The sequence below is a fragment of the Paraburkholderia lycopersici genome, assembly GCF_900096975.1.
In the GTDB taxonomy this organism is placed as follows: Bacteria; Pseudomonadota; Gammaproteobacteria; order Burkholderiales; family Burkholderiaceae; genus Paraburkholderia; species Paraburkholderia lycopersici.
On sequence record NZ_FMYQ01000015.1, the window covers coordinates 132,677 to 154,987 of the forward strand.

Annotated in this window: 24 protein-coding genes; 10 read left to right on the forward strand and 14 right to left on the reverse strand. The window is 65.5% G+C overall.

Annotation, left to right across the window (positions count from 1 at the left end; translation table 11 throughout):
* Nucleotides 1-24: 24 nt before the first annotated feature.
* A complete protein-coding gene (locus BLU17_RS17635; RefSeq protein ID WP_091998858.1) occupies nt 25-1,095 on the forward strand; it encodes a serine hydrolase domain-containing protein in 1,071 nt (356 codons plus the stop codon).
* A 10-nt stretch (nt 1,096-1,105) separates the two neighbouring features.
* On the opposite strand, the gene BLU17_RS17640 is transcribed toward BLU17_RS17635, so the two are convergent.
* The 3 genes from BLU17_RS17640 to BLU17_RS17650 all read right to left on the reverse strand — a co-directional run bounded on the left by BLU17_RS17640 (nt 1,106) and on the right by BLU17_RS17650 (nt 6,716).
* The gene (locus BLU17_RS17640; RefSeq protein ID WP_091998860.1) at nt 1,106-4,141 is read right to left on the reverse strand and encodes an FAD-binding and (Fe-S)-binding domain-containing protein; all 3,036 of its coding nucleotides are present in this window, start codon (nt 4,139-4,141) and stop codon (nt 1,106-1,108) included.
* Between the two features lie 6 nt (nt 4,142-4,147).
* The gene (locus BLU17_RS17645; protein WP_091998864.1) at nt 4,148-5,434 is read right to left on the reverse strand and encodes an MFS transporter; all 1,287 of its coding nucleotides are present in this window, start codon (nt 5,432-5,434) and stop codon (nt 4,148-4,150) included.
* A gap of 64 nt (nt 5,435-5,498) precedes the next feature.
* A complete protein-coding gene (locus BLU17_RS17650) occupies nt 5,499-6,716 on the reverse strand; it encodes a pyridoxal-phosphate-dependent aminotransferase family protein (protein ID WP_091998868.1) in 1,218 nt (405 codons plus the stop codon).
* Between the two features lie 160 nt (nt 6,717-6,876).
* Here BLU17_RS17650 and BLU17_RS17655 point away from each other — a divergent pair, with 160 nt between their 5' ends.
* On the forward strand, nt 6,877-7,596 hold the full coding sequence (locus tag BLU17_RS17655) for a GntR family transcriptional regulator (RefSeq protein ID WP_091998870.1): 720 nt from the start codon (nt 6,877-6,879) through the stop codon (nt 7,594-7,596).
* Between the two features lie 49 nt (nt 7,597-7,645).
* On the opposite strand, the gene BLU17_RS17660 is transcribed toward BLU17_RS17655, so the two are convergent.
* Nucleotides 7,646-8,131, reverse strand: a complete 486-nt coding sequence (locus BLU17_RS17660; protein WP_245746908.1) for a LysR substrate-binding domain-containing protein — start codon at nt 8,129-8,131, stop codon at nt 7,646-7,648.
* Between the two features lie 165 nt (nt 8,132-8,296).
* On the opposite strand from BLU17_RS17660, the gene BLU17_RS17665 reads away from it, so the two are divergent.
* Complete coding sequence (locus tag BLU17_RS17665) at nt 8,297-9,487, forward strand: M20 aminoacylase family protein (protein ID WP_091998873.1); 1,191 nt, start codon at nt 8,297-8,299, stop codon at nt 9,485-9,487.
* 136 nt (nt 9,488-9,623) lie between these two features.
* On the opposite strand, the gene BLU17_RS17670 is transcribed toward BLU17_RS17665, so the two are convergent.
* A complete protein-coding gene (locus tag BLU17_RS17670; protein ID WP_091998876.1) occupies nt 9,624-10,013 on the reverse strand; it encodes a hypothetical protein in 390 nt (129 codons plus the stop codon).
* Between the two features lie 247 nt (nt 10,014-10,260).
* Between BLU17_RS17670 and BLU17_RS17675 the strand changes: the two genes are divergently transcribed.
* A complete protein-coding gene (locus BLU17_RS17675) occupies nt 10,261-10,815 on the forward strand; it encodes a type 1 glutamine amidotransferase domain-containing protein (RefSeq protein WP_091998879.1) in 555 nt (184 codons plus the stop codon).
* 21 nt (nt 10,816-10,836) lie between these two features.
* Here BLU17_RS17675 and BLU17_RS17680 read toward each other — a convergent pair whose 3' ends face one another.
* Entirely contained in the window at nt 10,837-12,771 is a 1,935-nt protein-coding gene (locus BLU17_RS17680; RefSeq protein ID WP_091998882.1) for a potassium transporter Kup, read from the reverse strand.
* Between the two features lie 223 nt (nt 12,772-12,994).
* Between BLU17_RS17680 and BLU17_RS17685 the strand changes: the two genes are divergently transcribed.
* Nucleotides 12,995-13,606 carry a LysE family translocator gene (locus tag BLU17_RS17685; protein WP_425434102.1) on the forward strand — a complete coding sequence of 204 codons (612 nt, stop codon included), beginning with the start codon at nt 12,995-12,997 and terminating at the stop codon, nt 13,604-13,606.
* 72 nt (nt 13,607-13,678) lie between these two features.
* Here BLU17_RS17685 and BLU17_RS32430 read toward each other — a convergent pair whose 3' ends face one another.
* Complete coding sequence (locus tag BLU17_RS32430) at nt 13,679-13,948, reverse strand: hypothetical protein (protein ID WP_143189271.1); 270 nt, start codon at nt 13,946-13,948, stop codon at nt 13,679-13,681.
* Between the two features lie 421 nt (nt 13,949-14,369).
* Entirely contained in the window at nt 14,370-14,660 is a 291-nt protein-coding gene (locus tag BLU17_RS17695; protein WP_091998961.1) for a hypothetical protein, read from the reverse strand.
* Between the two features lie 171 nt (nt 14,661-14,831).
* On the opposite strand from BLU17_RS17695, the gene BLU17_RS17700 reads away from it, so the two are divergent.
* Complete coding sequence (locus tag BLU17_RS17700) at nt 14,832-15,218, forward strand: DUF3175 domain-containing protein (RefSeq protein ID WP_091998889.1); 387 nt, start codon at nt 14,832-14,834, stop codon at nt 15,216-15,218.
* 10 nt (nt 15,219-15,228) lie between these two features.
* Here the strand turns inward: BLU17_RS17700 and BLU17_RS17705 are convergent, their stop codons facing one another.
* Entirely contained in the window at nt 15,229-15,540 is a 312-nt protein-coding gene (locus BLU17_RS17705; protein WP_091998891.1) for a high-potential iron-sulfur protein, read from the reverse strand.
* Nucleotides 15,541-15,905: 365 nt separating this feature from the next.
* On the reverse strand, nt 15,906-16,379 hold the full coding sequence (locus BLU17_RS17710) for a hypothetical protein (protein WP_143189272.1): 474 nt from the start codon (nt 16,377-16,379) through the stop codon (nt 15,906-15,908).
* A gap of 293 nt (nt 16,380-16,672) precedes the next feature.
* Between BLU17_RS17710 and BLU17_RS17715 the strand changes: the two genes are divergently transcribed.
* The 3 genes from BLU17_RS17715 (at nt 16,673) to BLU17_RS17725 (ending at nt 19,699) form a co-directional block, all read left to right on the forward strand.
* Entirely contained in the window at nt 16,673-17,551 is an 879-nt protein-coding gene (locus tag BLU17_RS17715) for a LysR substrate-binding domain-containing protein (RefSeq protein WP_091998897.1), read from the forward strand.
* A 157-nt stretch (nt 17,552-17,708) separates the two neighbouring features.
* Nucleotides 17,709-18,863, forward strand: coding sequence for a methionine aminotransferase (locus BLU17_RS17720; protein ID WP_091998899.1), 1,155 nt, complete (start codon nt 17,709-17,711; stop codon nt 18,861-18,863).
* A gap of 47 nt (nt 18,864-18,910) precedes the next feature.
* Complete coding sequence (locus BLU17_RS17725) at nt 18,911-19,699, forward strand: ABC transporter substrate-binding protein (protein ID WP_091998902.1); 789 nt, start codon at nt 18,911-18,913, stop codon at nt 19,697-19,699.
* 26 nt (nt 19,700-19,725) lie between these two features.
* On the opposite strand, the gene BLU17_RS17730 is transcribed toward BLU17_RS17725, so the two are convergent.
* Both BLU17_RS17730 and BLU17_RS17735 read right to left on the reverse strand, forming a co-directional pair.
* Nucleotides 19,726-19,962, reverse strand: a complete 237-nt coding sequence (locus tag BLU17_RS17730) for a hypothetical protein (RefSeq protein ID WP_091998904.1) — start codon at nt 19,960-19,962, stop codon at nt 19,726-19,728.
* Between the two features lie 40 nt (nt 19,963-20,002).
* Nucleotides 20,003-20,581 (reverse strand): hypothetical protein, encoded by a 579-nt coding sequence (locus tag BLU17_RS17735; protein ID WP_091998907.1) that lies wholly within the window; start codon nt 20,579-20,581, stop codon nt 20,003-20,005.
* A gap of 137 nt (nt 20,582-20,718) precedes the next feature.
* Here BLU17_RS17735 and BLU17_RS17740 point away from each other — a divergent pair, with 137 nt between their 5' ends.
* Nucleotides 20,719-21,099: a DUF3022 domain-containing protein gene (locus BLU17_RS17740; RefSeq protein WP_091998910.1), complete on the forward strand. Its 381-nt coding sequence runs from the start codon at nt 20,719-20,721 to the stop codon at nt 21,097-21,099.
* A 159-nt stretch (nt 21,100-21,258) separates the two neighbouring features.
* Here BLU17_RS17740 and phbB read toward each other — a convergent pair whose 3' ends face one another.
* Both phbB and BLU17_RS34265 read right to left on the reverse strand, forming a co-directional pair.
* Entirely contained in the window at nt 21,259-22,002 is a 744-nt protein-coding gene (gene phbB, locus BLU17_RS17745) for an acetoacetyl-CoA reductase (protein ID WP_091998913.1), read from the reverse strand.
* Nucleotides 22,003-22,217: 215 nt separating this feature from the next.
* Nucleotides 22,218-22,311: hypothetical protein (locus BLU17_RS34265; RefSeq protein WP_143189273.1), on the reverse strand; the 94-nt coding region annotated here is incomplete at its 5' end.

Here is a 22,311-nt window from a genome sequence, read left to right on the forward strand (position 1 = left end):
AACACCAGAAGGAAATACGCACGTATGCAACACGATTTTCCGCGAGAAGTTCGGGATGCCATCCAGTTTTCCATCGACCACGAATCGGCATGGGATCGCAACGCCGACGGCAAGTTCGGCGTGCACCTGAACGATCCCCCGCCATGGAACCGCCTGCTCGGTCCCGTCCACGATCGCGGGCCCGTGTCGGGCGCCGTGGCCGTCGATGGCCGCCTGCTCGCGCAGTGGGGCGAGCCCGACCGCCCCGATCTGACCTTCAGCGTGGCGAAGACCTATCTCGCGCTGCTTGCTGGCGTGGCGCACGACCGGGGCCTGTTGCCCGATCCCGACGAGCCCGTGCGCGCGCGCGTGCCGGGCATCGGCTTCGACGACGAGCACAACGCCCCGGTCACATGGACGCATCTGCTGCAACAGACGAGCGAATGGCAAGGCACGTGCTTCGGCCTTTCCGACCAGGCCGATCACTATCGCGCCGTCACGTTCGGCGAGCCGCCCGACGGCAAGAAGGGCGAATTGCGCCCGTTGCGCACGCCCGGCACGTACTGGGAATACAACGACGTACGCATCAACCAGCTCTCGCTCGCTCTGCTGCATCTGTTCGAACGTTCGTTGCCCGAAGTGTTTCGCGAGGCGATCATGCGTCCTGCCGGCGCGAGCGAAAACTGGCAATGGGTCGGTTACGACAACGCCTGGATCGACATCGGCGGCAAGCGCGTGCAATCGGTCCCCGGCGGATCGCATTGGGGCGGCGGCATGTCGGTGAGCGCGAACGATCAATTGAAGGTCGCACAAATGCTGCTCGACGACGGCGTGGTTCAAGGCCGCCGCGTGCTCTCGAGCGAATGGATCGCACACATGCGCACACCGTGCCCGCTCGCGCCGTTCTATGGCTCGCTGGTCTGGCTCAACACGGGGCGGCGCATGTTCGCGAGCGTGCCGGAGTCGAGCTATTTCGGCGTCGGCGCAGGCAGTTCGTTCATGTGGATCGAGCCCGAAAGAAAGATCGCGCTGATCGTACGCTGGCTCGACTCGCAGTTCGCGGGTGCGTTCTTCGGCAGAATGCTGCGCGCGGTGGATGCCGTTTGCGCCCGATAACGCCGCTGCGTCACGCCATCGCCATCTCCAGCACGCGCGCGACATGCAGCGCCGTCGCGTTCGCGCCGTCATGAATCTGATGGCGGCAGCTCGTGCCATCCGCCACCACGAGATCGGCGCGCCCGGCTTTGCGCACGGCCGGCAGCAACGACAGTTCGGCCATTGCCAGCGATGCTTCGTAGTGCTCCGCTTCGTAGCCGAAGCTCCCCGCCATGCCGCAGCATGACGATTCGATCGACTTGACTTCGAGACCGGGAATCCAGCCCAGCACCGTGAGCACCGGCCGGAAGGCGTCGAAGGCCTTCTGGTGGCAGTGGCCGTGCACCCATGCGCGCGGCGCGTCGAGTTTGTGCAAGCGCAGATCGAGTCGCCCTTCGCGCTGCTCGCGCACGAGGAACTCTTCGAAGAGGAACGCGGCGGCCGAGAGCTTGCGCGCTTCGTCGCCGTAACCGTATTGCAGAAACTCGTCGCGCATCGAGAGCAGGCACGACGGTTCGAGTCCGACAATCGGAACGCCGCGCGCAACGAAGGGCATCAGCGTATCGAGGAGCCGGCGCGCTTCGCGTTTCGCCTCGTCTACGAGCCCTGCGGCGAGGAACGTGCGGCCACAGCATAGCGGGCGTTCATCGCCGCGCACGTTGAAATGGACGAAATAACCGGCGGCTTCGAGCACCCGCTTCGCGGCGCGCGCGTTTTCGGGTTCGAAGTTGTCGTTGAAGGTGTCGACGAACAGCACCGCTTCCCTGGTCGCCGCCACCGCGTCATGCTTCGCGCGCGAAGCTTCCGAAAGGAACGAACGGCGAAATCGCGGCATCGAACGCTGCGGCGCAAAGCCAATCGCGCGCTTCGCCCAGTCCGATATCAACGGAATGCGCCCGGCCGCGTCCACGAGCCCGCCAGCCTGCGCTGCGCGCTGCGCATAGCGCGGCAAAAACGCAATCATCTTTTCGCGCAGCGTCAAACCATGATTCGCGCTCCACGCCGCACGCGCCTCGATCTTGAGCTTCGCCATGTCCACGCCGGTCGGGCAGTCGCGCTTGCAGCCCTTGCACGACACGCACAGGTCCAGCGTGCGCTTCACGTCCGCGCTTGCGAGGCCATCGTTGCCGAGTTGCCCCGAGATAGCCAGGCGCAGGGTGTTTGCACGGCCGCGCGTCACGTGCTGCTCGTCCTTCGTCACGCGATAGCTCGGACACATCGTGCCCGCGTCGAACTTGCGGCAGTGGCCGTTGTTGTTGCACATCTCCACCGCTTTCGCGAGGCCGCCGGCCAGATCGCCGCCACTGCCGGGCGCTGTCTCCACACCCGTGAGCGGATCGCGGCGCACGTTCCACGCCGACCAGTCGAGCATGGGCCGGAATGCCCGTTCGCGATAGCCGGGCGCGAAGCGAAACAGCTTCGTGTCGTCCATCTTCGGCGGGCGCACGATCCTGTCGGGATTGAAGCGGTTCTCCGGGTCGAACAGTTGCTTGATCTCCGCAAACGCCGCGTTGAGTTTCGGTCCGTACTGCCAGGCAATCCACTCGCCGCGGCACAGGCCGTCGCCGTGCTCGCCGGAAAACGCGCCCTTGTATTCGCGCACGAGCGCCGCCGCCTCTTCCGCTATCGCGCGCATTTTCACCGCGCCGTCGCGGCGCATGTCGAGTATCGGGCGCACATGCAGCGTGCCGACGCTCGCATGCGCGTACCACGTGCCTTCGGTGCCGTGCCGATGAAAGATTTCAGTGAGGCGGCTCGTGTACCCGGCGAGATGTTCCAGCGGCACGGCGCAGTCTTCGATGAACGAAACAGGCTTGCCGTCACCCTTCATGCTCATCATGATGTTCAGGCCTGCTTTGCGCACCTCCCACAGCGCTTTCTGCCCGTTCGCATCGACCATCTTCACGACGGAGCCGGGCAGCCCCAGGTCGCCCATCCGCTCGACCAGTTCATCGAGGCGCCGCACCTGGGCGGCGCGCTCGTCGCCAGAGAATTCGACCAGCAGAATCGCATCGGGCCTGCCCGTCAGCGCCTGTTCGATCACCGGCCTGAAGCCGGGATTGCCGAGCGCCAGCTCGATCATCGTGCGGTCGACGAGTTCGACCGCCGTCGGTTTGAGCTTGACGATGTACTGCGCCGAATCCATCGCCTGCCGGAAGGTCGGGAAGCTCACGACGCCCAGCGTTTTGTGCGCGGGCAGCGGCGCGAGCTTCAACGTGATCTGCCTGCTGAACGCGAGCGTGCCCTCCGAGCCCACCAGCAAATGCGCGAGATTCGCCGCACCGTCATCGGTATAGGCGAGCGGATTCTGGCAGTCGAACAGGTCGATGTTGTAGCCGGCCACGCGGCGCAGCACCTTCGGCACGCGCTCGGCGATTTCAGCGCGCTCGCGCGTGGCGATGCGCTGCACGCCCGCCACGAGCGCCGCCAGCCGCGCGCTTTCCGCGCCTTCGTTCGGCAGCTTGAGCGACTGAAAACGCGCTTCGCTGCCGTCCGCGAGAATCGCATCGATGCCGAGCACGTTGTGCACCATGTTGCCGTACTCGATCGAGCGCGAGCCGCACGAATTGTTGCCCGCCATGCCGCCGATGGTGCACTGCGCGGCCGTCGAAACGTCCACGGGAAACCACAGCCCGTGCGGCTTGAGCCACGCATTCAGATGATCGAGCACAACCCCGGGCTCGACCGTCACGGTGCGGGCGTCGGCATCGAAATCGACGATGTTGTTGAGCCACTTCGAGGTGTCGATGACGAGCGCCTCGCCCACCGTCTGGCCGCACTGGCTCGTTCCCGCGCCGCGCGCGAGCACGGGCGCATGCTCGACGCGCGCCACCTCCAGCGCCGCGCGCAGATCGTTCTGATCGCGCGGCGCCACCACGCCGATGGGCATGATCTGGTAGATCGACGCATCCGTTGCGTAACGGCCCCGGCTCGCGGCGTCGAAATATACGTCGCCACGCAGCGCGTCGCGCAGACGCCGCGCAAGCGGCGAGCCGTGGCCCGCGACGGACGGCACAAGATGAACCGGCTTGACCAGCATGCCCGAAGTGCGTGCGCCTTCTTCCATCGCCGTTCACGCTCCCTGGTGCGAGATGGCGGCGTCGCCGGGCTTCTCGCCCAGCGCAAAGCGGCTCTCGGGCTGCATGCGAAACGCGAGAATCACGCCGCATCCCATCAGCACCATGCTGCCGACGAACGGCAGATCCCAGTTGCCGAAGCGGTCGATCAAAAAGCCGCCCACCACCGGCGAGATGATCGCCGCGAGCGCGGAGCCCGTGTTCATCATGCCGCTCGCCGTGCCCGAGAACTCGGGCGCGATGTCCATGGGAATCGCCCACATCGGGCCGATCGTCATTTCGGCGAAGAAAAAGCCCGCCGCGAGGCACGCCATCGAAATGACGGGATCGTGCACGAACATCAGCGGCACCAGCACGATGAGCGTGACGAGCATGCACACCGAGACCATCCAGCTGCGCGCGCGCTTGAGGTTGCCCGTGCGCTTGAAGAGCCAGTCGGTCACGAGGCCGCCGAGCGTGTCGCCCACCACGCCGGCGAGGAACACCACCGAGGCGAAGATCGCCGATTTCCCCAACTGAAGATGATAGTTGTGCAGAAAGTACTGCGGAATCCAGCTGAGGAAGAGCCACAGCGTCCAGCCATAGCAAAAGTAGACGATCGTCACCGGAATCATGCGCCTGAAGAGCGCCATCCACGGCAGGCCGGTCGCGCGAGGCTTGGGCGGCGGCAAGATCGCGAGTTCGGCCTCGGAAATGCGCGGGTGATCTTTCGGATGCTCGGTGAACGTGAACGCCCAGACCACCACCCACAGCAGGCTCATCGCCCCGCAGACGTAGAACGATTCGCGCCAGCCGTAGCGCGCCATCACCAGCACGACGACGGCCGGGGCCACCGCATTGCCGATACGCGACGCCGAATGCGTGATGCCCTGCGCGAACCCGCGCCGCTCCCTGGCGACCCAGCGCGACATGGCCGAGGTCGACGCAGGAAACGTCGCGCCTTCGCCGAAGCCCAGCAGCAGACGCGCGGCGAGCAGCGTGGCGAGGCCGCCCGCCATGCCCGTGAGCACCGTCGCCACGCCCCACAGCGCGCCGCAAAGGAGCAGCGTGCGGCGCGCGCCGAAGCGGTCGCTAACCCAGCCGCCAATGATCTGAAACAGCAGATACGGATATGCAAACGCCGAGAACACCAGCCCAACTTCGGTGTGCGAAAGATTGAATTCCTTGCCGAAGCCCGCCGCCGCCGTGCTCACGTTCACACGGTCGAGGTAGGTGATGAAGTACATGATGCAGAGCATGATCAGCACGATGCTGCTCGCGCTCGTCAATCGATACCGTTTCATCGTCTGTCTCCGTTGTTTGTCGTACCCGCCGCGCCCCGTACGCGGCGTGGACTACCGCCTCGCATCAGGCCGCCTTCAGCGACACATCCGGGTGCTGCGCCGCGAGATATGCCATCGCCGCCGGCAAGCCGCTGTCCTTCAACGGCACGCCCGCAATGCGCAGGCCCATCTCGCAGCCGGCAAGCGCCGCGAGCAGCGTGAGGTCGTTGCAGTCGCCCAGATGGCCGATGCGGAACATGCGGCCCTTGACCTTGCCGAGGCCCGTGCCGAGCGAGAGGTCGAAGCGCTCGTAGATGATCTTGCGCACGGCGTCCGCATCCACGCCCTCGGGCATCATCACGCCCGTGAGCACGGGGCTGTAGACAGCGGGGTCGGCGCACTGGATCTCGAGCCCCCACGCACGCACCGCGCGCCGGCACGCCTCGCCCAGCCGCCGATGCCGGGCGAACACGTTGTCGAGACCTTCGTCCTGCAACATGTCGAGCGCTTCGGAAAGGCCGTAGAGCAGGTTCGTGTTCGGCGTGTACGGCCAGTAGCCGCTCTTGTTCATCTCGATGATCTCGGCCCAGTTCCAGAAGCTGCGCGGCAGCAACGCTCGCTCGCTCGCCGCGAGCGCCTTCGCCGAAACGGCGTTGAAGCTGATGCCGGGCGGCAGCATGAGGCCCTTTTGCGAGCCGGAGACGGTCACGTCCACGCCCCACTCGTCATGTCGATAATCCGCGCTCGCGAGACCCGAGATCGTGTCCACGAGCAGCAGCGCCGGGTGCCCGGCGGCATCGATTGCGCGACGCACCGCGGCGATGTCGGAGGTCACGCCCGTCGAGGTTTCGTTATGGACTACGCAAACAGCCTTGATCGCGTGCCGCGCGTCCTCGCGCAGGCGCTTTTCGATCATGTCGGCCTGCACGCCGCGCCGCCAGCCTTCCACGCCGGGCAGTCCGAGGAACTCCGGCTTCAGGCCGAGGCGTTCGGCCATCTGCTTCCATAACGTCGCGAAATGACCGGTTTCGTACATCAGCACCGTGTCGCCGGGGCTCAGCGTGTTCGCGAGCGCCGCTTCCCATGCGCCGGTGCCCGACGCCGGATAGATCACGACCGGCTGTTGCGTCTTGAAGATCTTCTTGATGCCCTCCAGAACCTTGAGCCCGAGCGCGCCGAACTCGGGCCCGCGATGGTCGATGGTCGGATAGCTCATCGCGCGCAGGATGCGATCGGGCACGGGGCTCGGCCCGGGAATCTGCAGGAAATGGCGGCCGGCGGGGTGGAAATCGAGCTTCAGCATGCAATCGCTCCCGTTTTTGAATTTTGCATTCAAAAAACTATAATCCAATGAGCCGCCCTGCCAAAGCCAGATTCCAGCGTGGTTTACCCCGATAAGCTGCGAAATTTTCCGGGTTGAGCCCTGAGTTAAAATGCGCTGAAGTCATTGAAATGTCTTTTGCATGCAAAACCCGAATCTGAACCCCTCGGCCATCAGTCCGGAACTGCCGCCCGTTCCGCGTCAGCAACTCCATGACACCGTCGTCGACCATCTGCGCCGGTTCATCGTGGAGGGTGTGCTGGAGGCCGGCCGCAAGCTCAACGAGCGCGAGCTGTGCGAAACCCTCGGCATTTCGCGCACGCCGCTGCGCGAGGCACTGAAGGTGCTCGCGGCCGAAGGGCTGATCGAGATTTCGCCGAATCGCGGCGCGTCGGTTTCGAAAATGTCGGAGGCGGAACTGCGCGAGACCTTCGAGCTCATGAGCGGGCTCGAAGCATTTTCCGGCGAGCTGGCCTGCGAGCGCATCACCGCGGCCGAAATCGCCGAAATCAGGGCGTTGCATGACGCCATGCTCGCCTGCCGCGCGCAGAACGATCTGGCCGGCTACTACAGCCGCAATCAGGCCATCCACGACAAGATCAACGAAGCGGCGCGCAACCCTGCGCTGCGGCAAATCTATGTCACAGTGAACCGCCGGCTGCAGGCCCTGCGCTTTCGCTCGAACTTCGAGACCGCCAAGTGGGATCGCGCGATTCACGAGCACGAGGAAATGCTCGAAGCGCTCGACGCGCGCGACGGCAAACGGCTCGCCACGATTCTGCGGCAGCACCTGCTCGCCAAGCGCGACGCCGTGCTGCGGATCGGGGATACTCCTTCGGCGCAGGGACAGATCGGCAATTGAGCAGCGGATAGCGCGAGCCATTGCCGTTGCGCGCGCAACGGTACGCGGCCTACTGCGTCGCCGACTCCAGAAAACTCTGCGCGAGCTGCTTGCGCAGGTGATCGGCGGCTGGCGAGAGCCTGCAGCCGACGCGCGTGACCATCTGGCTAGAAAAACCCGCCGCGATCGGATGATCGATCGGCACGGCCACCAGTTCCCCCAGTTCGATGCCGCGGCGCGCCGTGATCGACGACATGAACGCCACGCCGAGCCCGGCGGCCGCGAGCGTCTGCGCCGTGTTGAAGAGATCCACGCGATAGGCGGGAATCACGTTCAGGCGCGCGTCTTCGAAGCGCGATTGCACGAATTGCTGCACGCCGAATGCCTCGGTCATGAAGATGAGGCGCTCGCCGGCAAGCTCGGCGGGCGCCACCTTGTGCATCCGCGCGAGGCGGTGCGAGGGCGCGACGAGCGCGCAAAGCGGCCGCGACGCGAACGGGTGAATGCGCATGGCGGGGTCGTCGGCGGTGCGCGTGCACAGGCCGATATCGACCACGTCTGCTGCTCCCTGCGCGCGCCCGGCCTTACGGCGGCGCGACACCCAACCGTTGACTTGAGGTCAACATTTTCGATGCTTTTCCGTCATGGGTCGAATTTTTCGTCGATGCAATACCCGGCTTTGTCTGTTACCCCAAGCCTGTTCCAATAAAAGGAGTCCCCCGTGAGCGAGCGCAGCTACTGCGAAGTCGCCGACCTGGCCGATGCCCGATCGGAACTCGACGCGATCCGTCATCACCTTCACAAGCACCCCGAACTGTCGTACGAGGAAGCCGACACCTCGCGCTTCGTGGCCGACAAGCTCGCCGCCTGGGGCTACGAGGTCACGCGCAACGTGGGCGGCCACGGCGTCGTGGCGTCGCTGCAGGTCGGCACGAGCGCGCGCACGGTGGGCGTGCGCGCCGACATGGACGCGCTGCCGATCAAGGAGCTGACCGGTCTCGACTACGCAAGCGTCCACGACGGCAAGATGCACGCCTGCGGCCACGACGGCCACACGACGGTGCTGCTCGGCGCCGCGCGGCAGCTCGCGAAAACGCGCAACTTCGAGGGCACCGTGCACCTCATCTTCCAGCCCGCGGAAGAAGCCGGCTCGGACAGCGGGGCCGAGCGCATGATCGCCGACGGCCTCTTCGAGCGCTTCCCGTGCGAAGCCATCTTCGGGCTGCACAACCACCCGGGCGTACCCGCCGGGACGTTCGGCTTTCGCGCCGGTCCGCTCATGGCCGCGTGCGATACCGTCAAGCTGCGCATTCACGGACGGGGCGGCCACGCAGCGCGCCCGCATCTGGCCGTCGATCCCGTGCTCGTGGGCAGCAGCATCGTGATGGCGCTGCAGTCCGTGGTGTCGCGCAACGTCGATCCCAACGAAGCCGCCGTCGTGACGGTCGGCTCGTTCCGCTCGGGCCACGCGCCGAACGTGATTCCCGAAGACGCCGCCCTCGAAATGAGCGTGCGTTCGTTCTCGCCGACGGTGCGCGCCACGCTCGAATCGCGCATTCGCGCCCTGGTCGAAGGCCAGGCGCAAAGCTACGGCGCGACGGTGGAAATCGACTATGTCCCCGGCTATCCGGTGCTCGTCAACAGCGAAGCCGAAACCGCATTCGCGCGTGAGGTCGCCGAGGAACTCGTCGGACCGGAGCGCGTGATCTCGCCCTTCCCGCCGATCGCAGGCAGCGAGGACTTCGCGTACTACCTGCAGCAGCGTCCTGGTTGTTTCGTACGCCTTGGCAATGGCGAAGGCAAGCCGATGCTGCACAACGCGCGCTACGACTTCAACGACGAGAACCTCACCATCGGCGCCGCGTTCTGGACGCGTCTCGTCGAACGCTTCCTCGCCCGGGTCCGCGCATGAGCACCGCCGCCAAACCGCTCGTCAAAGCGTGAAACCGGCAACAAGGCAATCGACTGAATGAGGGGCGACCTCGAGACGGGCGGACGACACGCACTGCGTCGCCCCCCCGTCTTTTTAGCTACGGGAACGGCCGACTCTACTGGTTCCCTCGCATGCCGCCGTTCGGCGACGTGGTCGAGTCGTTCATGTCGCCGTTGTTGTACGGCATGCCCTGACGAGTTCCCGGCGCCGGGGCAGGCGCGGCGCCCGTACCGGTGCCCTGGCCCCCGCCCGTAGCCGTCGTACCCGGTGCGCCGTAACCGCTGTTGTTGTAGCGCGTGCCCGCGGTGCTGCCCGGCGGACGTGCCTCGTTGATGCCGCCAGCCCCGCCGGCCGTACCGCCGCCCGCGCCTACGCCCGCGCTACCTCCGCCGGCCCCACCGCCTGCGCCGCCGCCCGCCGCGCCGCCCCCCGCCTGTGCCAGCGCAAGCGAGGAACACGTTGCGATGACGACCCCAGCCAGCAATCGTTTGACGAGTCCATTCATTTCGCTCTCCTTGAGGTTGGTGGATGGAACTGTTGCGTGGCGTACCGGTGGCGCGCCACGCTCATCTCTTCGTCCGCAAGCGCCATACCTCCCTCGATGCGAACCCGGCTGCGCGGTGCTTCGCTGCCGGTTCATCGCATGCGCTTTGCGGGCGGGCGCGGCATTCGCCTTGCTGCGACAGCAATGCATGCAAGCCCGGCGCGTTCAGCGCCGGCATTTCGAGGTTTCTAACGAGGAGGAAATCGCAATGGCCAACATGCTCGACAACTGCAAGGTCGCAATCCTTGCCATGGATGGTTTCGAGGAAGCCGAACTTACCGAGCCGCGCCGCGCGCTGAGGGAAGCGGGTGCGCAGGTCGACGTCATTTCGCAGAAGGACGGCGAAATTCAGGGTTTTCGTCATGTCGACAAAGGAAGCAAGATCAAGGTGGACCGCACCTTCGGCAGCGCGAAAGCAGACGACTACGATGCGGTCGTGTTGCCCGGTGGCGTCGTGAACGGCGATGCCATCCGCCTGATTCCCGAGGCGCAGGCGTTCGTGCGCGCGGCCAACGACGCGCACAAGCCCATCGCGGTGATCTGCCACGGTGGATGGCTGCCGGTGTCTGCGGGCATTGTCAAGGGGCATACCATGACGAGCTGGCCGTCGTTGCAGGACGACATCCGCAACGCGGGCGGCAAGTGGGTTGACGAGACCATGGTGCACGACGGCAATTTCATTACGAGCCGCAAGCCCGACGACTTGCCCGCCTTCAACGCGGAGATCATTTCGACCCTTTCGGCGGCCGCGGGCACGGCTTGAGCGCGCTCACCAGCGCGTTGCTCAAAGCGCCAGCTGCACGCCCAGTTCGACGACATGCTCGGGCGCGAGACCGTAATATTCGGCGCTCGAAGTCGAGTGAAACGACATGAACGAGAAGAGCCGCGCACGCCAGCGGCTCACGTCTTGCCGGGCATGCTGGCGCAGCACCTCGTCACGCGGCAGGTAGAACGTGGTCTTCTCCGGGTCGAAGCGCCATTTGCCGAGCCTGCCTTGCAACGAGTCCAGCAGGCGCGGCAGATTGGGCCGCTCGACAAAGCCATGATGCGCGACGATCTCCCAGCAACCCTCGCCGAGATCGCGCGCTTCGATGCGAGAACGTTCGTCCGCCTGTGGTGCGGACTCCGAAACGTTCGAGAACACGATCACGGTCTCGTGCAAGACATGATTGTGACGCACGTTGCTCTTGAGCGCGGCTGGCGTCATGCCCGGCACGTTGCCCGGATAGACCGCCGTGCCAGGCACGCGCGGCGGCGGCAGGTCGGCCTCCCACAAGCCGCGCAGAAAGACGGCTAGCGATTCGCCCTGCGCGGCATGGCGCGCTTCCAGTTCCCTGCCGCGATTCCAGGTGCTCATGGTAACGAACAGCAAGGCGCCGACAGAGACCGGAAACCAGCCGCCCATGGGAATCTTGGGCAGGTTCGCCGCGAGCAGCATGCCGTCCGCCACCAGCAGCGGCACGCACGTGAGCGTAGTGGCAAGACGCGACCAGCCCCACACTTCGCGGCATACCGATAGCATCTGCAGCGAAGTGGTCGTCATCGTCAGCGCCACCGCGAGGCCATAAGCCGAAGTGAGCCGCTGCGAAGTGCGAAAGAACAGCACGAGAAACACGACCGCCACGAGCAACGCGGCGTTCACCGCCGGAACATAAATCTGACCGCGCCGCGTACGCGAGGTTTCGATCGTGCGCATGCGTGGCAGGAAGCCGAGTTCGATGGCCTGGCTCGTCATCGAGAACGCACCGGAAATCACGGCCTGAGAAGCGATGATGGTGGCGAGCATGGCGATGCCGACCGCCGGAATCAGCGCCCAATGCGGCACCGAGCGAAAGAACGGCTGGTTCGCGCCGGCCGGGTCGGAAAGAATGGTGGCGGCCTGGCCGAAATAACCCGCGACGATTGCGGGCAGGACGACACAAAAGAAGGCGATGCGAATGGCGCGCGTGCCGAAATGACCGATGTCGGCGTAGAGCGCCTCGGCGCCCGTCAACGCGAGTATCACGGCGGCGAGCACGCCGAATGCGAGAGCCGGCTGCGCAAGCGCGAGCCGTAACGCCCAGAGCGGCGACGCCGCAGCGAGTATCGCGGGATAGAGCACGATGTGATACACACCCACTGCGCCGAGGCTCAAAAACCAGAGCGCCATGACGGGCCCGAAGGTGCGTCCGACCACGGCGGTGCCGCGCGCCTGGAACAGGGAGAGCGCCACGAGGATTCCCAGCGAAACCGGCAACACCGCGCCGCCGAGCGCCGGATTGATTTCCTTGAGCCCCTCCACCGCCGAGAGCACGGAGATGGCCGGCGTAATCATCGAATCGCCGTAGAACATCGCCGCGCCAACCAGGCCCGCGAGCAGCAACAGGCGCGGCGCGGAGCGTCCCGCATGCGCGAATCCCGCGCGCACGAGCGCCGTGAGCGCGACGATGCCGCCCTCGCCCTCGTTGTCGGCCCGCATGACGAAGCACGCGTATTTGAGCACCACGACGACGAGCACCGCCCAAAGGATCATCGAGAGCACCCCCATCACCACGGCCTCGGCCATGGAATGCGACGTGAGCGCGGCCTCGCGCAGCGCATAGATCGGGCTCGTGCCGATATCGCCGAACACCACACCGAGCGAACCGAGCACGAGCGCGCCCTGGCCGGAGCCGCCGCCTTGCTGGCGTGCCCCTTCTCCCGGCGCTTTCCTGGGCGGGTCGACTCTTTCGTGATGCATGGCTGCGAGGGGTTCATGGAGGCTTTGCCGTATCGCAATCGGCATTCCTTCCCGCTCGGCGCGGTACGCACCGGCGCGATTGCGCGCACTGGCAGTGTGCCTCAAGCGCTCGTGGAGACTGCGCAAACGCAATCGGCGTCCCGGGCGAGGCGCCGGAGTATCATGAGGCGCCAAACATCGCGTCGACCGACAGCGCATTCATCCTGCCGCGGAACCTGCCATCGTGAACTATTTCAATGTCCTGCTCGCGCTTTCGGGCGTCCTGCTGCTGAGCGTCGCCAGCCCTGGGCCGAACTTCGTCATCGTCACCTCCACGGCGGTGGCGTCGCGGCGTGCGGGCCTCGCAACCGGCCTCGGCCTCGCCGCCGCGTCCGGCACCTGGGCGTGGATCGCCATGGCGGGACTGAGCCTGATCGTCTCGCACATAGCCTGGATCGGCACTGTTCTGCGCATTGCGGGCGCAGGCTATCTGATCTGGCTCGGCGCGAAAATGCTGCTTACTGCGCGCCAGCCTTTGAAGGTCTCGGCGCAAACGGGCGCCTCGGGGTGGGCCGCCGCGAAAAAAGGCTATTTCGTCAGCATGACGAATCCCAAGGCCATTGCCTTCTATGGCAGCATCTTCGCGCTGATGGTGCCCGCCGCCGCGCCGCGATGGCTCGAGGCCGCCGTCGTCGTCATCGCAATCGCCATCTCTTGCCTGTGGTATTGCACGATGGCCCTGCTCGCCTCGCATCCCGCCGTGCGCCAATTCCTCATCCGCCGCAAGGCTGCGCTCGACTCGGCAGTCGGCGTCGTACTGATCGCGCTCGGCGGGCGGATGCTTGCAGGACGCTGAGTTTCCTGGCCGCCACGCGCGGGCAATCGCCCGGAGCGGTCTCGCGGCACGCCATGAGGTAACAGCGTTTGTCTAACCGGGCTTTCTCTTCACCGGCGCACTGTTGTGTCCGAATGAGCCTGGCGGCTCCGCTCGCCCATGGTGCCCCAGCGGGACTTCCGCCGTCTGTTCCGGATGCGGTCCGCCCTCCCGCGGCATGAATTCGGGCCGCAACTCGGGTTGATCGAAACTGCCCGGCGCTCCGCGCGCCGGGTTCACGGTCGCGGCTGGATTGCCGGCGGTGAGTTCGTCGCTGCTTTCATCGGCCTCGTCCGGCCGGGGGTTTTGCGTTGAAAGACCCATGCTCCGCTCCTTGATCGGTTCGTGTGCGCCGTTATCGCTGCCTCGCGCCATTCGCGCCATTCGCGCCACTGGCCGGCGCCAGTGGCGAACCGGGCGTCGACTGCACTGGCGGCTGTTCGCGTTCGCTGGCCGGCGGCGCGGGCGCGCTTCGCCGCATCGCCCCGGCCGGGCGTTCCGCTCTCACCCGCGCTATTGCTCATCACCTGGCTGCTCGCTGGATCGGGATGTGCGTTCTCGTTCGCGCGTTTGCACGCTGCACAGCCGGACACGACCCCACCCGCGCAGAGACGCGAGAAGCCATAGTGCGACGCCCCTTGCTTCGCAGTGCTTTTCACCTGATCCTGCCCTCTTGTGCGGCAATTGCAATTCCGCATGCGATGCTTGTAATTTTTCTACCCGCTTCGACGAGCGTATTCCGCCGCTATTCCCGGTACGCCGCCATGACGATCCACATGTCGCGCTCACCATTGCTCACTTCAGCAGCCAGCGCGTAGGGATCTTGCGGGCTACAGGCGTTTTGCAGCGCCTTGCGCGCCTGTTCCGTGTTGTCATACTCTCGTTTGTCCAGCGGACGCACCTCGTCCCGGCCCTCGAACATCTTCTGGTCCCTACGGTAAATGAGCGTTTCGTTCTTCCATTCGCGAAAGCACTCGCAGACGTGCCGGAAATCGCCGCCGCAAACATTGACCTCGTAGCGTGGAATTGACTTCATGATCGACTCCTTCCCTTGCCGGTTCTGCGCCTGCGCCGGCCTTCCCGTCAAGCCTCGTGCGCACGCACCGAACCGGACGCACGTCGCGTGCCGGGTGCTGCGGATCAAGCCCGACGGCATTGCATTTGCGCATCATTGGCTTCGTCGAGGGAATCATCGGCAGGAGAAATAATGAGCACGAGCCAGCATCCGTCCACCCGGCGCAAGGGTGGCCGCCCCGCACGCCAGCGTCACGCGCACGCGAGCGTCGCAAAACGTCACACGAAAAGCAGCGCAAATGGCGCTACCAGTCGATGGTCCAAGCATGTCAACGAGACGAGCGACGCCATGGACATTGAATCGGGCGTATTCAAGTCCGGCAGCGCGGAGGCCATTGCCCGGTCCCTCAAGGAGTCGTCGCTGCGCAGCCGCCGGCGCAAGGGCACGCCGTTTCAGTCGGCTATGTCGATGCTGAACTTCTATATCAATCGCGCAGGCAAAAACCTGCCGAAAACACGCCGCGAGACACTCGCGAAGGCTAAGGGAAAGCTGCGTGAAGCGTTCGGGCGCAAACCGTGAGAGGAAGACATCAAGCCTTCTTCACATAGGCATTGCACCAGCCTTTGGCGTCGACCAGTTTGCCGCCGTAGGTCGGACACGGGCCATTAGGCACACCGGGCTTGCCCTGAAAAAGCTGGCAATTCGCGCAGGTTTGCCCCGCCTGGTAACGCGGAAATCTGGCCTTGTCGACTTTGCCCGCATCGGCCTTGTAGCCGAGCGCCAGCGCGGTCGGGTCGCTCTCCGAGAGCACCGGCACGTCGGCGCGCGATTCGTTGGACAGGACCGCCGTCGATGCAACGGAGGCGGCAAGGATCATGAAACGACGGCGAGAAAGCGGCATGGTGGGGCCCCTTTAGCATGGAACGTACCCGGCGCCGGACGTTGGCGGACTTGAGATGTATTTTTTATTTATATCATCCCGCGATTCATTGTAAAGCACCGATGGCCAGCGCCGCGAATATTGATTCGGCTTACTAAATACCTTGAGTGCGATTCCCTACGCGGCACCGCGAGCGTGAAAGTCGGCACGACGCTCCCGCACCCGGCCTGCACGCCGATCCATTTAACGGAAACGGCCCACGCACACTGTCGATCGACTTGAGCGAGCGTGCCAGGTCCGCCAGCCTCGGTCATACGTGTCGCGCCACCTGCCGAGACATTTCCCGGACCGACGCTAGCCGGCAGACAAGCGCGAAGGAAAAACCATCAGCACGACGGACTGCCGTTGGCCGTGCAAAAAGCCGCGGGCGCACCCGCGACCAGCGGAAGCGGCGTGACGGGCCGGACAGGCGGCGGCGGAATCGTGATCGCGCCGCACCAGGACGTGTGACTGCGCGCAGCGTCGGGCAGGCAGGGCGCAACGCGCTCGCGCAAGTCCTCGGCGGCTTGCTCGTTGCGCTCGCGCGCAACGAGCGCGGGCTGCAACTGCGCGTCCAGCCACCACGCAAACGCGATGACGCAACCCGCCGCGACCGCCAGCAGAACCAGTTCACGCTTGCGGGCGCGCAACCCGACGAGCGCACGCACGGCTGCCGGGCGGCTTGCGCTCGCAACCGGCCGCGCCGCGTGCGTGTCGGCGAGCGCGGGCGCTTCGGCCTGGGCCCGCATACTGGCGGCGCAGGGCGCCTGACCCGCTGTGTCGGCCCCGACGGCCGCCCCTTCGATCATTCTCGTTGCCACTGTCTGTTCGTCTTGCTCTTGTGATTGCGCTTGCGCCCGCGTCGAGGCATACGGGTTAACGGCAAGACGAAGCGATACGAAAGGGGTAGGACGAAAATTTTTCCGCAGCGGCGGAAATGGCGCGGCGCCCCCAAACGCTCCAGTTCGATGAACACGCAACGGCCCGTGCCGGGCACCGCACTCTGGACGCATCCCGAATACACCGCGAGCGGCGGGGCCAGGCATTGGTCAGCGCCCGTCGTATCATAGCGGCTCGATCGCCGCCGCACTCGCCCGCTTGTCCAACGCCTCCCATGAGACGCCTTCCCCCGCTCAACGCCCTGCAGATTTTCGAAACGGTTGCCCGCTATGGCAGCTTTACGCGTGCGGCCGAGCATCTTTGCCTGACACAGGGCGCCGTGAGCCGGCAAATCCTCGCGCTGGAACAGTTCTACGGCCTGCCGCTTTTTCGCCGTTCGCCGAAGGGCCTCACGCTGACCGCCGAAGGCGAGCAACTGTTGCCGGCCGTGCACGACGGTTTCGGGCGCATCGAGGAGGCTTCGCAACGTCTCACGCGCCAGCGCACCGAGCTGGCGCTCAAGGTGCCGACCTGCGTGATGCGCTGGATGCTGCCGCGCATCATGCGCTTCCAGAACGAGCATCCCGATCTGCAAATCCAGATCACGACCACATGGGGCCACGAAGCCGACTTCCAGGCGGAGCCGTTCGACGCCGCGATCATCTACGGATCGTCGCCGGGCACGGACGTACACGCCGTGCCGCTCTTCGACGAGTACCTCACGCCCGTCTGCACACCCGACGTGCTCTCGCGCCGCCCGCTCGTCAAGGCCGACGACCTCGCGCATCAAACCCTGCTGCACCCCACGCGCGACCACGCCGACTGGCGGCTGTGGCTCGCCCACGCGGGCGCAACGAACGTCGACGCCAACGTCGGCCCCACGTTCGAGTCGCTGGACCTCGCGGCCACGGCGGCCATGCAGGGCTTCGGCGTCGCCATCACCGACCGCACGCTCGTGCGCGAGGATGTCGAAGCGCGGCGTCTCGTCATGCCCTTCGACCTCGCGGTGCCCACAGGCTCTCGCTACTATTTCGTCTACCCCGCATGTGTGGCCCGGCAGAAGAAAGTGCAATTGTTCAGCGCGTGGATCGAGCACGATCGCACGAAGCCATAGCGCGCCATGAGGGCAGCGCATGACCGGCATGAGAATTAATCGATTGCAAGCCGTTCGCGCTTTCGGCGTAATGGGGCGCTCTGCGCGAGGCCCGATCACACGGCGACCTCGCGCCCGCAAGCCTCGCGGCCCCGCGCCGCCCGAACGGAGACCGACCATGCAGAGCGCCGCCCAGGTCCGCTCGAAGCTGCCCGACGTGGGCACGACGATTTTCACCATGATCGGCAAGCTTGCCGCCGCGCATCAGGCGCTGAACCTCTCGCAAGGCGCCCCGAACTTCGACCCGAGCGCGAAACTCGTCGAAGACGTGGCCGCCGCCATGCGCGCGGGCCACAACCAGTACGCGCCGATGGCCGGCCTCGGCGTGCTGCGCGAAGCCATCGCCGCGAAGTTCGAAACGCTCCATGGCGCGCGCTACGACCCGTCGAGCGAAGTGACGGTGCTCGCGAGTGCGAGCGAGGGCCTGTACTCCACGATCAGCGCGCTCGTGCATCCCGGCGACGAGGTGATCTATTTCGAACCGTCGTTCGACAGCTACGCGCCCATCGTGCGCCTGCAGGGCGCGAAACCCCTGGCGATCAAGCTCGCGCAGCCGGATTTCCGCGTGGACTGGGACGCCGTGAGCGCGGCGGTCACGCCGAGAACGCGCATGATCATCGTGAATACGCCGCATAACCCGACGGCCACGATCTTCGGTGAGAATGACATTGCGCGCCTCACGGCGCTCACGCGCAGCACCGACATCGTGATCCTCTCCGACGAAGTCTACGAGCACGTGGTATTCGACGGCGCGCCGCACCGCAGCCTCGCGCGCTACCCCGACCTTGCCGGACGCAGCGTGATCGTTTCGTCGTTCGGCAAGTCGTACCACGTGACGGGCTGGCGCGTGGGCTACTGCCTCGCGCCCGCCGTGCTGATGGACGAAGTTCGCAAAGTCCATCAGTTCATGACGTTTTCCGCCGACACGCCCATGCAATACGCCTTTGCACAGGCGCTCGCCGATCCGCAGAGCTATCTGGGCCTTTCGGCGTTCTACCAGCGCAAGCGCGATCTGCTTGCCCGCGCGCTAGCGGCATCGCGTTTCGAACTGCTCCCGAGCGAGGGGAGCTTCTTCATGCTCGCGCGCTTTCGCTCATTCTCGGACGAGCGCGACAGCGATTTCGTGCTGCGCCTGATTCGCGACGCGCGCGTGGCGACGATCCCGCTTTCGGCGTTCTACACCGACGGCACCGACGAAGGCGTCATCCGCCTGAGCTTTGCCAAGGATGACGAAACATTGCTGGAAGGCGCGCGCCGCCTTTGCGCGATCTGAAAACAACGCGCTCGAAACACAAGCAATCACACGGAAAGGAGATCCCTATGAAGCGACTCAACGCGCTCCTCGCGCTGGCATGCGTATGCGGCGCGCTCGGTCCGGTTTGCGCATTCGCGGACGCGAACCTGTTGCGCTTCGGCGTCGAAGCCCAGTATCCGCCTTTCGAAACCAAGGCCCCGGACGGCACGCTGCAAGGTTTCGACATCGACATCGGCAACGCCGTATGCGCTCGGGCGCACCTGACCTGCAAGTGGGTCGAAACGTCGTTCGACGGTCTGATCCCCGCGCTCCAGGGCCGCAAGTTCGACGCCATCAACTCGGCGATGAACGCCACCGAGAAGCGGCGCGAAGCCATTGACTTCACCACCGTGATCTATCGCGTGCCGAGCCGTCTCATCGCGCGCAGCGACAGCGGGCTCGTGGCCACGGCCACGTCGCTCAAGGGCAAGCGCGTGGGCGTGCTGCAGTCGTCGATCCAGGAAACCTATGCGAAGGCGCACTGGGAACCGGCCGGCGTAGTCGTCGTCCCCTACCAGGACCAGAACCAGATCTACGCCGACCTCGGCGCGGGCCGCCTTGACGCCACGCTCGTTCTCGCGCCCGCGGGCCAAAAAGGCTTTCTTTCGCATCCCGAAGGAAACGGCTTCGCGTTCGTGGGCGAAGCGGTGCGCGACGACAGGATTCTCGGCGGCGGCGTGGCTTTCGGCATCCGCAAAGGCGACAACGCTTTGCGCGAGCGTCTGAACACGGCCATCGCGAAGCTCGAAGCCGATGGCACGGTTACGTCGCTCGCGCACAAATACTTTGGCGATATCGACGTTTCGCCGAAGTAGCCCGCCGCGCGGGCCAATGGCGCAAGCTAGCGCCGCCCCTCGCGCGAGTCGGGGCTCGCGCCGCTGTCGTCTTTGGTGCGCTCCTGGTATGCATCGCCGCCCCAGCGGTCCGTGTCCTCGATGCCGCTTTCGCGGTCGCTGTGGCCCTGTCGCCCCACCGAGCGCGGCGCCTGCGGATGGCGCCGCGCGAGCGGCTCGCTCCCTTCGTGCTGCGGACGCTTGACGTTCATGCCGTCTTCGTCCGGCGATTCGTGTTGCTTCATCATTGCCTCCTTGCCGGTACAGGGACCGCTGCTCATTCGCTCATTCGCGCAGTGGCTCGACGGTGCGGGTCGGATCGAAGTCGGCCCAATGGCCCTGTTGCCACCGGCCATCCGCACGCTCGATCTCGACTCCTCCCGCTGCGCCCAGCACCTGCGCGGCGGCGTGCTGCGTGCCGGGGCTCACGTGCACGGCCACCAGCACGCCGGACTCGCGCTGCCGTGGGGTGCCGTCCGGCTCATGGCCGGCGTCGGGCCGACCCGCCTTGCCGCCGCCCCTCGTCTGCCATAGCGCGCCCGCGAGCGTGCCCAGATAGGCGCCCACGCCGGCCGCCACCGCCAGCACCAGTAGCGAGCGGAAAACGATATACGAGAACAGCACGCCGAGCACGAGACCAACCACGGCGCCGCCCGCCGCTCCGGCTGCCGCGCCTGCCGACGAGCCGCGCGAACCAGGGTCGACGAACTCGTCGCCGCCTACGGGAAAACGCGCGTGCTGGCCGCTCGGATTCACGAAGAACGAGGCGACATCCTCACCGGCGAAACCGCTCGCATGCAGCTTGTCGACGGCCACTTCCGCTTCATGTAGCGTCGTGAAGCGGCTCGCTACGATCATAGACATGGCTTCCTCCCTCGATTGGGCACGTACCGGAAGCCCCGCATCGCTCGTGCCCGATTCGCCCAGCGCGGCGCGGGACGCCTGCGGTACGCGCGTTGCGCACCGCAACGGCATCAACCTGCATGTGCGTGGGAGGGACCATGAACACCTTCGATTTCGATCAGCGGATCGAGGAAATCCAGCTCGCTGTCGCCGACATCTTCGAATCGCCCAAGCGGCCGGCCGTCAGTCTCATCGACGAGGGCGAGACGGTAATCATCCAGCTCTCGTGGGTCGTGGAGTCGCACCGCGACACTTCGCTCGACGCGCGCTGCGCCGTTACGCTGCGTTTCGCGCGCGCGCAACTCGAGCGCTACGCGCGGCTGGACACGGCCCGCCGGCGCATGATCCAGCAGCGCATTCGCGAGCGGGTGCGCGAGCGCTTCGCCGCGCGCGAAACGCCGCCCGCGATTCAGGGAGATTGCTCAGTGGAAATCGTCATGGACGATTCGGAGTTCGAAACGCCAGAGGGCTTTCTTTGAAAGCTTTCCGGAAATCTCCGCAGCACAATGCAAAACCGCCGCAAACGCAGGCTCGTTTTGCTCGTTGCCTGCGCCTGCGGCGGTCGGTACGAATTGCCGCTGCCTCATGCGTCGCGCATCGCCAGACCAAAGTCGCCTGACATCAGGCGCGACATCGTGTCACTGCATGTGCTGCCCGCCGTTGATGGGAATGTTCGCCCCCGTCACGAAGCCTGCTTCGTCCGAACAGAGGAACAACACGAGCGCCGCGACTTCGCACGGATTGCCGAGGCGCCCCATGGGAATCTGCGGCAGGATCTTCGAATCGAGGATGTCCTGCGGAATGGCGGTCACCATTTTCGTGGCGAGATAGCCCGGCGAGATGGTGTTCACGGTCACCCCCTTGCGAGCCACTTCCAGTGCGAGCGACTTCGTGAAGCCGTGCATGCCGGCCTTCGCGGCCGCGTAGTTGGTCTGCCCAACCGAGCCCTTCGAGCCGTTCACCGACGAGATATTGATGATGCGGCCCCACGAGCGCTCGACCATGCCGTCGCACAGCGGCTTGGAGATATTGAAGATGGAGTCGAGATTGGTGCGCAGCACGGCGTCCCAGTTCACCTTGTCGAGTTTCCTGAACGTCATGTCGCGCGTGATACCCGCGTTGTTCACGAGAATGTCCACGGGTCCGATCTCGCTCTGGATCTTCGCCGCGCCGCGCTGGCAGGACTCGTAATCGGCCACGTCCATGCCGTACGCATGAAACTCCCGGTCCGTCTCTTTCATACGGGCCAGCCAGTCTTCGGCCCCCGCGTTATCGGGCGAGTACGTCACGACGACACGATAGCCCGCGTCGTGAAGCTTGACACTGATGGCCTCGCCAAGGCCGCCCATACCGCCCGTTACCAATGCAATACGATTAGTCATCCTGTATATCCGCGAGAGGTTTACGTCAATAAAGCATGGCGCTTGCGCGAGCAAGCGCCACATGCATCGTCGCCCTGCTTCGTCTCTCCACCAAGGTGAAGACAAGACAGAGACCGCGCGGCTTCTAGTCAGCTTCTAATATTGCGCGTGGTTGCTGCTGACGGTCCGCCGCCGCTTGCGCGCGCGGCAAACCGCTTACTGCCCCGAAAAACGAATCAGCCGCGTTCGAGCGCGAGCGCCACGCCCATGCCGCCGCCGATGCACAGCGACGCCAGCCCGCGCTTCGCGTCGCGGCGCTGCATTTCATGC

Coding starts and splice junctions, on each gene's coding strand:
- BLU17_RS17635 (WP_091998858.1), top strand. CDS start 25: ATGCAACACGATTTTCCGCGAGAAGTTCGGGATGCCATCCAGTTTTCC.
- BLU17_RS17640 (WP_091998860.1), bottom strand. CDS start 4,141: ATGGAAGAAGGCGCACGCACTTCGGGCATGCTGGTCAAGCCGGTTCAT.
- BLU17_RS17645 (WP_091998864.1), bottom strand. CDS start 5,434: ATGAAACGGTATCGATTGACGAGCGCGAGCAGCATCGTGCTGATCATG.
- BLU17_RS17650 (WP_091998868.1), bottom strand. CDS start 6,716: ATGCTGAAGCTCGATTTCCACCCCGCCGGCCGCCATTTCCTGCAGATT.
- BLU17_RS17655 (WP_091998870.1), top strand. CDS start 6,877: ATGCAAAACCCGAATCTGAACCCCTCGGCCATCAGTCCGGAACTGCCG.
- BLU17_RS17670 (WP_091998876.1), bottom strand. CDS start 10,013: ATGAATGGACTCGTCAAACGATTGCTGGCTGGGGTCGTCATCGCAACG.
- BLU17_RS17675 (WP_091998879.1), top strand. CDS start 10,261: ATGGCCAACATGCTCGACAACTGCAAGGTCGCAATCCTTGCCATGGAT.
- BLU17_RS17680 (WP_091998882.1), bottom strand. CDS start 12,771: ATGCATCACGAAAGAGTCGACCCGCCCAGGAAAGCGCCGGGAGAAGGG.
- BLU17_RS32430 (WP_143189271.1), bottom strand. CDS start 13,948: ATGGGTCTTTCAACGCAAAACCCCCGGCCGGACGAGGCCGATGAAAGC.
- BLU17_RS17695 (WP_091998961.1), bottom strand. CDS start 14,660: ATGAAGTCAATTCCACGCTACGAGGTCAATGTTTGCGGCGGCGATTTC.
- BLU17_RS17700 (WP_091998889.1), top strand. CDS start 14,832: ATGAGCACGAGCCAGCATCCGTCCACCCGGCGCAAGGGTGGCCGCCCC.
- BLU17_RS17705 (WP_091998891.1), bottom strand. CDS start 15,540: ATGCCGCTTTCTCGCCGTCGTTTCATGATCCTTGCCGCCTCCGTTGCA.
- BLU17_RS17715 (WP_091998897.1), top strand. CDS start 16,673: ATGAGACGCCTTCCCCCGCTCAACGCCCTGCAGATTTTCGAAACGGTT.
- BLU17_RS17720 (WP_091998899.1), top strand. CDS start 17,709: ATGCAGAGCGCCGCCCAGGTCCGCTCGAAGCTGCCCGACGTGGGCACG.
- BLU17_RS17725 (WP_091998902.1), top strand. CDS start 18,911: ATGAAGCGACTCAACGCGCTCCTCGCGCTGGCATGCGTATGCGGCGCG.
- BLU17_RS17730 (WP_091998904.1), bottom strand. CDS start 19,962: ATGAAGCAACACGAATCGCCGGACGAAGACGGCATGAACGTCAAGCGT.
- BLU17_RS17735 (WP_091998907.1), bottom strand. CDS start 20,581: ATGTCTATGATCGTAGCGAGCCGCTTCACGACGCTACATGAAGCGGAA.
- BLU17_RS17740 (WP_091998910.1), top strand. CDS start 20,719: ATGAACACCTTCGATTTCGATCAGCGGATCGAGGAAATCCAGCTCGCT.
- phbB (WP_091998913.1), bottom strand. CDS start 22,002: ATGACTAATCGTATTGCATTGGTAACGGGCGGTATGGGCGGCCTTGGC.